This is a genomic window from Haloactinopolyspora sp., assembly GCF_027324685.1.
Lineage (GTDB): Bacteria > Actinomycetota > Actinomycetes > Jiangellales > Jiangellaceae > Haloactinopolyspora.
Window position 1 is genome coordinate 1 of the sequence record NZ_DAHVSH010000133.1, and the last position, 2,437, is coordinate 2,437.

Consider the following 2,437-nt stretch of genomic DNA (forward strand, 5'->3'; position numbering starts at 1 on the left):
GTGGAGGCGCACACGTACCGCGTCGAACCGCACACCAACGCCGACGACGACTCCCGTTACCGCGACCACGACGAGGTCGAGGAGTGGAAGCGCCGCGACCCGATCGATCGCCTCGCCGCGTACCTGCGCTCCACCGGCGAGCTGACTGACGACGACGCCGCGGCAGCCGTCGAGGAGGGCGAGGCGCTCGTGGCCGACCTGCGCACGCGAATGGCCGTCGATCCCGTCACCGACCCGCGCGAGCTGTTCGAGCACGTCTACGCCGAACCGACGCCACAGCTGGCCGAGCAGGCGGGCTGGCTGGCCGAAGAGCTGTCGGCCGGAGGTGAGCGCTGATGCCCATCGCTCTGGGCCGGGCGCTGAACGCCGCTCTGCACGATGCGATGCGCGCCGACGACTCGGTCGTGGTGTTCGGTGAGGACGTGGGCCGTCTCGGCGGCGTGTTCCGGGTCACCGATGGCCTGGCGCGTGAATTCGGCGACGACCGGTGCTTCGACACGCCGCTGGCCGAGAGCGGCATCGTGGGCTTCGCGCTGGGCATGGCGATGAACGGCTTCCGGCCCGTGGTCGAGATGCAATTCGACGCGTTCGCCTACCCCGCGTTCGAGCAGCTCGCCTCGCACGTGGCCAAGACGCGCAACCGGACTCGCGGTTCGGTCGGCGTGCCGATGGTCGTCCGGATCCCCTACGGCGGTGGCATCGGGGGCGTCGAGCATCACTCGGACTCCTCCGAGGCGTACTACGCCCACACCCCCGGGTTGAAAGTGGTCGTCCCGGCCACGGTGGCCGATGCGTACTCGCTGCTGCGCGAGGCGATCGACGATCCCGATCCGGTGATCTTCATGGAGCCCAAGAAGCTCTATTGGTCCAAGGACGAGCTCGCGCTGCCGGCGCGGACCGAGCCGTTCGGCACCGCGGTCGTGCGCCGCAGCGGCACCGACGCCACGCTCCTGGCCTACGGCGCCTGCGTACCGGTCGCGCTCGAAGCGGCCGAGGCCGCGGCGACCGACGACGGCCGCCAACTCGAGGTGATCGATCTGCGCACCATCGTGCCGCTGGACGACGCGACGATCGCGGCCTCGGTGCGCAAGACCGGCCGCTGTGTGGTCGTGGCCGAGGCCGCCGGATTCGCCAGCGTGGCGGCCGAGCTCGTCGCTCGGGTCCAGGAACGGTGCTTCCACTCACTGGCGGCCCCGGTGCTGCGCGTGACCGGGTGGGACGTCCCGTATCCGCCACCCATCGTCGAAGCGCATCACCTGCCCGGCGTCGACCGCATCTTGGACGCGGTCGACCGGCTGCAGTGGGACGACGTGCCCGACGCCCGGTTCCTCGAAACACTCGAGGCGGCACCGTGACCAGCACCGAGCCAGCAACAGCGACCAGCCAACGCCAGACGTTCCGGCTGCCGGATCTGGGCGAAGGCCTCACCGAGGCCGAGATCGTCGCCTGGCGCGTGTCCGAGGGTGACGAGGTCGGCATCGACGACGTCGTGGTGGACGTCGAGACGGCCAAGGCCACTGTCGAAGTGCCCTGCCCGTATGCCGGTCGCGTCGTCGAGCGGCACGCGGCTGTCGGTGACCAGGTCGCTGTCGGCGCGCCGCTGGTGACGGTCGCGGCTGAGGCCGCTCCATCAACGAACGGCACCGACGGCGACGGTTCCGGCGCCGTCCTGGTCGGCTACGGCACCGGACGCTCGACGCCGCCGCGACGCACGCGCCGGTCACAACACCGCGACGTCGCGGCCGATGCCGACGCCGCCGTTCGGGTCATCTCGCCGGTGGTGCGGCTGCTGGCCCGCAATCGCGGCGTCGATCTGCGGCGCCTGCGGGGCAGCGGGCCGGCCGGAGTCATCGTGCGCCGCGACGTGGAGGCAGCCGTAGCCGACCCTGCCTCCGCGGCGCCGTCGCCAGCGGCCCTGCCGTCGCCAGCGCCCCAGCCGTCGCAGCCCGCTCGTCGCGAGACCCTGCACGGCGTACGCAGAGCCGTCGCCGACAAGCTCACCCGTAGTCGGCGCGAGATCCCTGACGCCACCACGTGGGTCGACGTCGACGCCACGGCACTGATCGAGGCCAAGGACGCGCTGCGGTCGGGTTCACCGCCGGTGAGCCTGCTGGCGCTGCTCGCGCGGATCGTCGTGGCCGGCCTGACGCACTTCCCTGATCTCAACTCGTCGGTCGAGACCGACGGCGACGACCTCGTCGTGGTCCGGCATACGCAGATCAACCTGGGTGTGGCCGCGCAGACCGACCGCGGGCTGATGGTGCCGGTCGTGCAGGACGCCGGTGCGCTCAGCACCCGCGAGCTGGCCGCCGAACTGGCCCGGCTGACCGACGCCGCCCGCGATGGCCGATTGACCCCCGGTGAGCTGACCGGCGGCACGTTCACGCTCAACAACTACGGCGTGTTCGGCGTCGACGGCTCCACGCCGATCATCAAT

3 protein-coding genes are annotated in these 2,437 nt (G+C 71.5%); all 3 read left to right on the forward strand.

The genetic code is table 11. The features are described 5' to 3' along the window. Window positions 1-336, forward strand: a 336-nt coding sequence (locus tag M6444_RS15020; RefSeq protein WP_298328974.1) for a thiamine pyrophosphate-dependent enzyme, incomplete at its 5' end; no start/stop codon positions are given. Next, window positions 333-1,355: an alpha-ketoacid dehydrogenase subunit beta gene (locus M6444_RS15025; protein WP_363326388.1), complete on the forward strand. Its 1,023-nt coding sequence runs from the start codon at window positions 333-335 to the stop codon at window positions 1,353-1,355. The genes M6444_RS15020 and M6444_RS15025, both read left to right, overlap by 4 nt. Next, window positions 1,352-2,437 (forward strand): dihydrolipoamide acetyltransferase family protein (locus tag M6444_RS15030; RefSeq protein WP_298328980.1); only part of this gene is annotated, 1,086 nt, incomplete at its 3' end. The genes M6444_RS15025 and M6444_RS15030, both read left to right, overlap by 4 nt.